Annotated in this window: 6 protein-coding genes; 2 read left to right on the top strand and 4 right to left on the bottom strand. The window is 44.5% G+C overall.

The features are described from left to right. Positions 1–258 precede the first annotated feature (258 nt). Entirely contained in the window at positions 259–987 is a 729-nt protein-coding gene (locus ACWVCM_RS16415; protein WP_455202852.1) for a DUF481 domain-containing protein, read from the top strand. 43 nt (positions 988–1,030) lie between these two features. On the opposite strand, the gene rimO is transcribed toward ACWVCM_RS16415, so the two are convergent. Beyond that, complete coding sequence (gene rimO / locus ACWVCM_RS16410; protein WP_455202851.1) at positions 1,031–2,371, bottom strand: 30S ribosomal protein S12 methylthiotransferase RimO; 1,341 nt, start codon at positions 2,369–2,371, stop codon at positions 1,031–1,033. Positions 2,372–2,619: 248 nt separating this feature from the next. On the opposite strand from rimO, the gene ACWVCM_RS16405 reads away from it, so the two are divergent. Continuing rightward, positions 2,620–3,411: a hypothetical protein gene (locus tag ACWVCM_RS16405; protein WP_455202850.1), complete on the top strand. Its 792-nt coding sequence runs from the start codon at positions 2,620–2,622 to the stop codon at positions 3,409–3,411. A 531-nt stretch (positions 3,412–3,942) separates the two neighbouring features. Here ACWVCM_RS16405 and ACWVCM_RS16400 read toward each other — a convergent pair. The 3 genes from ACWVCM_RS16400 to ACWVCM_RS16390 all read right to left on the bottom strand — a co-directional run. After that, positions 3,943–5,190, bottom strand: coding sequence for an ABC transporter permease (locus ACWVCM_RS16400; RefSeq protein WP_455202849.1), 1,248 nt, complete (start codon positions 5,188–5,190; stop codon positions 3,943–3,945). An 18-nt stretch (positions 5,191–5,208) separates the two neighbouring features. Further along, on the bottom strand, positions 5,209–5,913 hold the full coding sequence (locus ACWVCM_RS16395; protein WP_455202848.1) for an ABC transporter ATP-binding protein: 705 nt from the start codon (positions 5,911–5,913) through the stop codon (positions 5,209–5,211). Between the two features lie 12 nt (positions 5,914–5,925). After that, a partial coding sequence (locus tag ACWVCM_RS16390) for an efflux RND transporter periplasmic adaptor subunit (RefSeq protein ID WP_455202847.1) occupies positions 5,926–8,019 on the bottom strand: 2,094 nt, incomplete at its 5' end.

Raw genomic sequence — 8,019 nt, 5'->3', positions numbered from 1 at the left:
GTTTACAATAGCTTACGAACCACATGTACACTACCTTATCCCATAATCAAAGGCAAAATTTTAGCCAGTAATATTTTGAAACAGTCTTACGAACATTCCATCTTTACATCAATGCACAGCCAGGCTGTTCGCATTTTGAGCATATCGTCTCAGTTTTCACAATGGGTGATAGTAATTAAAAATTATGACTATTTTTTGCGCTTGTTGTTAAAATAGCCACGCTTCATTCTCAAGTTTAAAAATTACAAAGAGGAAACCATGAATTTAAAAACCGCATTGGCAATTTGTTCCACCCTCACACTTCTGGTATCAGCTTCTCATGCCGCTGAAGAAGAAAAAAAGCCTACCACCTGGAGAGCTGACATCGGCCTGGGTTATGTGAGAACCACTGGCAATACGGACACTCAAACGATCAAAGGTAAAGTTGATGCAGTAAAAGAAGTTGAAAAGTGGCGCCATACATTGCTCGCTGAAGGTTTGAATAACTCAGATCACGGTGTTGCAACGGCTGAACGTTACTTTTTATCCGGCAAGAGTGATTACAAATTTAGAAAGTTCGACTACGTTTACGTCACAGCAACTTATGACAATGACCGCTTTAGTGGTTTCCAATACCGCACCACGGTGTCTGCTGGTTATGGTCGTAGAATCATTCACAAGCCTACGCTAAGTCTGGATGGTGAAATTGGTCCTGGTGCTCGCTACAGTAAAGCAGATTCTGGAGAAACAGATGAAGAATATTTAGCTCGCCTTGCAGCCAACCTGAAATGGAATATAAGTGATAATAGTGAGTTTGCTCAGGACCTGTTTTCTGACATAGGTGAAGACACCACCATCAACAGATCTGTCACTGCCTTGACAGCAAATATAAATAGCGTCTTAGCACTAAGGCTCAGTTACACGGTTCGCTATACCTCAGATGTTCCGCCAGGGATCGAGAAAACGGACACGGAATCCGTGGTGAATATTGTTTACAAGTACCGATAACGGGCTAATTTAAAAAGTGTGGTCCTAACAAGGGTGTGAATATCTATTCATAGTCTGCATTATTTGAATCTTTCTCTGAAATTGATTGGGCGATTAAATCATGCTCGGTGGAATCAGTCACTTTAACGCGTAGTGTGTCACCTGGTTGCACATCCAATCCTTCCTGGATTATAACCTGGCCATCCACTTCTGGTGCGTCGTACTGGCTGCGAGCCAGAATTTCATAATCATTCACCTCGTCAACCAGGACTGTTAATTCCTGGCCAACTTTCTGACTTAACCTGGATCGGCTGATTCCCTCCTGTACTTGCATAAATAAATCCAGGCGGTCCTGCTTGATATCCTCATCAACCGGATCAGGTAATTCGTTAGCTTTAGCACCCTCCACTGCTGAATATTTAAAACAACCCACTCGATCCAGTTGGGCTTGTTCCAGGAAATCCAGCAACTCCTCGAAATCTTTCTCTGTTTCTCCAGGAAAACCTACGATAAACGTACTGCGTATAGCAATATCAGGACAAATGTCCCGCCAACGAGCCAATCGTTCCAATACATTTTCGCTACTGGCCGGGCGTTTCATGGCTTTGAGAATTTTAGGGCTGGCATGTTGAAAAGGAATATCCAGGTAAGGTAATAACTTTCCCTGCGCCATTAATGGAATGATGTCATCTACATGCGGATATGGATAAACATAATGCAAGCGCACCCAGGCATCCAGTTCACTTAACATTGTAACCAGGTCCTGAAAGCGTGTTTTAACGGGATGTCCATTCCAGAATTCGGTTTTATACCTGGTGTCCACGCCATAGGCACTGGTATCCTGGCTGATAACCAGCAATTCTTTAACACCAGCTGCAACCAGGTTTTGTGCTTCCTGTAATACTTCATTCACCGGTCGACTTACCAGATCACCGCGCAATGCGGGTATTATGCAAAAGCTACAACGGTGATTACATCCTTCGGATATTTTTAAATAGGCATAGTGTTGGGGAGTTAACTTTATACCTTGTGGAGGAATTAAACTGGTATAAGGATCATGCTCTGGAGGCAAATGCTCATGGACCGCATCCATGGTTTCCTGCAAGGAGTGAGGACCTGTTACAGCCAACACATTGGGATAGGTATCTTTAACAATATCTCCTTTTGCACCCAGACATCCTGTGACGATCACTTTGCCATTTTCCCCCAGGGCATCACCAATGGTTTCCAGTGATTCGTCAATGGCGGATTCAATAAATCCGCATGTATTGATGACAACAAGATCTGCATCATCGTAACTGGGACTGATATCGTAACCTTCTGCTCTTAACTGCGTGATAATCTGTTCAGAATCGACAAGGGCTTTTGGGCATCCCAAACTTACAAAACCTACTTTATGCTGCATGTATTTTTTTGCTCAGATGATGGAAAATATGGCGGTTGTTAATCTCGTTGGTGTGACGTGTTTCATTTATTCGGTCCAATTATAACGGATACTATCCTTACTACGATTACTTTTTTGCCCTGATTTTACGCTAATTTCGCACTCTAACTTGTTCAAAAACAAACCATTTTATGTTACAAAATAGGATTATCAAAACCATTTACAATACCAAGCAACGGTATTTCATTTCAGAATTTATGGTATTCAAGATGTTGTACACCCCTAAAACAGTAAGCCTAAATCTGGCGATTGCCTGTATTACCTGGCTTACCAGTTTCCAATGCGCCTCTGCTGCCGCAATCTGGGTAGAAGGATACGAACGTGAAGATGGCACTTATGTGGAGCCACACTATCTATTCCATTCCCATGGAAAATTTTACAATCGCGAGCGTTTGTCGAAAACGACATCTTATGATGATACTCCGCTTGATCCAGAAGAAATTCCAGATAACGCTAAACCCAACCTTAAGGGGACTGACTGGGAATGTTTACGCGGTTTTCAAAAAATTGAAAATCAATGCATAGCGCTTGAGGTTCCCGAGAATGGAGTGCTTAATTACGCAGGAACCGCATGGCAATGTAAACGTGGTTTTCAACAACAGGACAATTTATGCATAAAAATTCCCGTACCTGAAAATGCCCGATTAAATTTTTACGGTAATAGCTGGGAATGTGAACGCGGATACAGGCAGCAGGGAGACACATGCGTTGAAATACTGATTCCTGACAATGCTCAACTCAACCAGACGGGCACCAGCTGGCGCTGCAACTTTGGATATCAGCGGGATAATCAGCAGTGTCTAAAGATTCCGGTTCCGGAGAATGCGAAATTAAATTTTTATGGTAATGGCTGGGAATGCCGAACAGGTTTTCTTAAAGATGGCAATCAATGCGTAGTAATAGTAATTCCGGACAATGCTAAACTGAATTACCTGGGCAATGGCTGGGAATGCAAGCCAGGATTCTATAAACGTGATCACCTTTGCCTCCCCCAAAACTGAACGAAATTTCCACATTAACTTTCCAAATACCGTCAGATTTCTTCAAGCATTGACTTAATCAGGTCGCTATATCTGAAACTAATATCTGCTTCTCACCAGGCGGATTCAACAAAGAACTATACAAGTGTCTGTTTTTACAATCTATTACAACATGAGTATATAAAGTGATGAAAAAATCCTGCGAAGATACCTATTTTCTAGATCGCGATCTCGCGTATCAGACAGCGTTGGCGCATAACACAGTCGAACTTGAGGATGGTCAAATTCAGAAACAGGTTTGTTACTACGACGGCGTACCATTCCAATACGCTCCAAAAAATCTTGTGAATGTTCCTGCAGAGTTGTTCGCAGATTATTTTGCCACGCATTCGAATCGCATTCCCAAGCGCATTAACACAAGGTTAACTCAAACAAGATCATCTACAGATAGTTTGCAACCCAGAATTTACAGCATGCTGTCGCTGATAGGAAAAATTCATCGTAAGAATCAGCGCTAACTTACATTCTATATTGTCATACCAATGGAATATATTATTCGTGCCGCAATGCATCTACAGGATTCAAACGTGCCGCATAACGTGAGGGAAAAAATCCCGACATTAAGCCAACAATGGCTGAAACTAATATAGCCATAACACCCATGGTCCAGGATGGCTGAAAACCATACCCGGTAGAAAAACCGATAACATAGGTCGCCAAAATCCCTAATACCAGGCCGATTACGCCACCTATGGTACTCACTGCCGTTGCTTCCATTAAAAACTGGAAGCGAATATCCTCGTATTGCGCACCTAATGCTTTTCGAATTCCAATTTCACGGGTTCGTTCAATTACCGAGGTACTCATGATATTCATGATACCCATGCCGCCAACAAATAAGGCCAATGCCGCAAACGACAACCCGGTCATTCGCAACTTATTAATGTAACTGTCTGCGTTATCAATCCAGCCCTGCATGTTTTCTGTTTTGTAAGTAAAACGGCCACTATAACGACGTTCGAGAGCCGACTTGACCTGATCCATCGCATCCACTGTTCCTTCCAGGCTATATGCTTCACCTAATAAAGTATGAACATCCTTGGAGCCGAAAATAGTCTGCAAGTTCGTGAAAGGTATTAAAATGCGTTTGTTGGGGTCATAGGAATCAGCATTTACCTGCTCGATAATGTCACGGCTTTTTGCTTTTATCACGCCAATCACAGTATATTTTTGATCAAAATAACGAAACGTTTTTCCCATAGAATTTGATCGGCCATACATTTCTTCAGCTGCAAGTGTGCCTAAAATAGCGACGGGATTGCGTCTATCTATATCTTTATTTGTAAAATTACGACCATATTCGAGATGATCATTATTTATATCAAGATATTCAACGCCAACTCCCTCTAAATTCATCAAGTAGTTTTCACCACTCACTCTAACTGGCTTCTGTTCGTCCCAATACACCTGGGGCGTAACCCGTTTTAATGCAGGGCAGCAGGATTTGTTTTCTCTAAAATATTCGTAATCCTCAATGGATATGCCACTTCCCTGTCTTACTGCACGATTTTGATCTTTTAATTCATCTGGATCACGATACACCCAAATAGTGCGAATACCATAGGATTCCAGCTCCTGATAGACAAAATCGCGGATACCTTCCGTTACTGATCCCACAGCCATCACTGCACCGATACCAACTGCAATACCCAGTATACTTAAAATAGAACGTAGCTTGTTATCGCTAAGCGAGAACAGTGCTTGTTCAAATACATCTTTATATATCCCGGATTTAACCATAAAAGTGAGCAACTCAAATCAGTTTGATACAGTCGACTGGCCAACTATATTTTCAAGCGGCGTTTCTATGACCTGCCCATCGCGCACAAACAAAATTCGCTGCGCAAAAGCGGCGATTTCTTTTTCATGCGTGACCATAACAATGGTCTTTCCATTGGCATTTAATTGTTGAAACAATTTCATGATTTCCTGGCCGGTTTGAGTATCTAAAGCACCGGTTGGCTCATCGGCGATAATAACCTGGGGATTATTTACCAATGCCCGGGCTATCGCTACTCTTTGCTGTTGCCCGCCTGACATGTTTGCGCCCGAGTGTTCTGCGCGATCACGCAACCCTACTATTTGCAGCGCAGTTAAAGAACGATGACGTCGAACTTCAGGATCAATTCCCGCGTAAATCATTGGCAATTCAACATTACGCAAAGCGCTTACACGGGGAATCAGATTGAAAGACTGGAATACAAAACCTATATAGCGATTTCGAATAGTTGCCAATTGCGATTCAGGCATGTGTTGAATGGCTGTACCGCTCAACATGAAGCGCCCTGAATCCGCAACGTCGAGGCAACCGATGATATTCATCAACGTAGATTTACCCGAACCTGACGGGCCCATGATGGCAACGAATTCGCCTTGATTTATCTGGAGGGAAATGTTCTTGAGGACGGGAACAGCAACTTCTCCAAGATAGTAAGTTTTACTTACATCCTGTAATAAGATCATTGAATTTAATTATTAGTTGTTAGTCTCAATGACGACGCGATCGCCTTCTGCAATATCAGCACCGTTAGCAAGAATGACAAATTGCCCGACGCTAACACCCTGGCGAATCTCGACATGGGAGAAATCTTCAATGCCAGTTTCCACTTCAACCAGGTTAACAAAGTTATCCTGTACAACCGCAACAAATGATCTTCCGCTACGATTGATAATCGCACCGTACGGAACTTTGAGTGCGCTGGGATTCCACGCGGTACGGATCTCCGAATCGACCTGTTGACCAAATCTCAGTGAAGGTGCGCTACTGCCAAGGCTGATATACACGCTTACGGTATTAGCATTACCCACATTGCTGGTGGCAGCTGCCAGTCGGGTTACTGATTCTTGCCATTCAAGACCAGGAAAAGCATCACTGGACAAAGTAACAGTCTGACCAACTGCAATACCACCACTATCGGCAGCATCGACCCGCACCTCGATCTCGCGTTGTGACTGATCAACGAGCGTGAAAAGGGTTTCGGATGGCACGACCCACTGGCCCATTTCAACATAACGTGAAGTAATGGTTCCTGCAAAAGGTGCGACAATACGTGGGTTTTCCAAACTTAACTTCGCGGTACGAACTTCTTCTTCGGCAACGCTATGACGAGCCTTGGCTGAGCGGAGCTCAACTTCTGCCTCTTCAACCAACTGCCTGGCAACGGCACCCTTGGAAAACGCCTGACGTAGGCGCTTTAAGGATCGCTCGGCCAGGGAAACATCTTCCTGGGCATTGCGTAAATTGGCTTCCGAACGTTTCAAGTTACTTTTCGCTTCACGGTCATCCAAACGAGCAAGCAACTCTCCTTTCTTAACCTCGTCACCTTCCTCGACATAGACGTTTGTCAGACGGCCAGCGATGGAAGGAGTAACATCGACGCGGAGCTTGCTAACCACTTTACCGGGCACAGTAATGGACTGAAAAATTTCCCCCTGTTCCACGATAGTTGTTTCTACCGCCACTCCATCAGAGAAAATTCCGCTCCAGCTGTTATAGAAGAACGCGAGTACTGCAATTACAGCCACGGCCAGAATAACCTTCTTCGGTCCCCATAATTCAACAATGGAATTAACCGCTGATACCACCCCGGACGCTGCAGCTTTGTCTTTAAAATCTGACTGCACCAGGGGAAACTGTTCCATTTGTTGCAGAATATTGGCGCTATCACTATTACCAAACAAGTCTGCGGTATGTGAGTCTCCCTGGTTGGATCGAAAATTTTGTGCGGCAGATTTCGCAGCATCCGCAAAAGGATCACTGCTAGTATCCCGCTTCGGTTTTGTCTCAGGTGCAGGTCTGCGTGATGTGACATCCGGCTTATGCTGGGTAGCTTTGGCTTGTGGTTGAAAATTGCCTGTAGCTGTTGAAGCTCTTTGATCTTTAGGGAATACATCAACCGGCTCATTTTCCATAGGCTCCAGAGTCAATGGAATTTCCGGTTCGAGCTGCTCCTGAACTGATCTGGCTTTCGCTTGAGGTTGGGGTTTGTTAGTTAAATCAGGTTGCTGAACCTTTGCCTGTTGAACCCTTGATTGCGTAGTCTGTTGTTGCTCTGCAAGTTTGGCCTTTTTGGCCGCTGCAGCCGCCTTCACCTTTTTCAATACTTCGGGATCAATAGACTTGTTAATTCCCGGCTGCGAAGCTCTGGCTGCAACAGTCGACTTGGCTGCAGCCCTCACAGCTTTCTGTTGAGCCAGTCTGGCTGCAGTTTTTTTCTTTAATTCAGCTAATTCCTGTTCCCTTTTTGCTTTCAGCACATCAGGGTGGCTACTCAGGGCTGGACGCGTTGTTGGCACCTTATTGGGCATGCCAGTCGGCGATTCAGGTCGAGGTGCTGTCACTGGCGCGGAAGGTGATGGCTGCCGTAACGTGGGTTTAACTCTTGCTGCCGGTTTTACACGAACGGACGGTCTGGGAATCGGTCGGCCATCCTCCGTAGTAAGCGGCGGAAGCGAAGCCGTAGGTGCCTCGTCCTGCGGAAAGGTGCGGTGAGAATCACCGATTTCCGATTGGTCATCTGATTTCAATACGGGAGCATCACCACTCGCACCCAATTTCTTGGAGTCCTG

The organism is Kaarinaea lacus (assembly GCF_975902315.1).
Note: the sequence above shows the minus strand (reverse complement) of the source record. Positions and strands in the feature narration are given on the sequence as shown.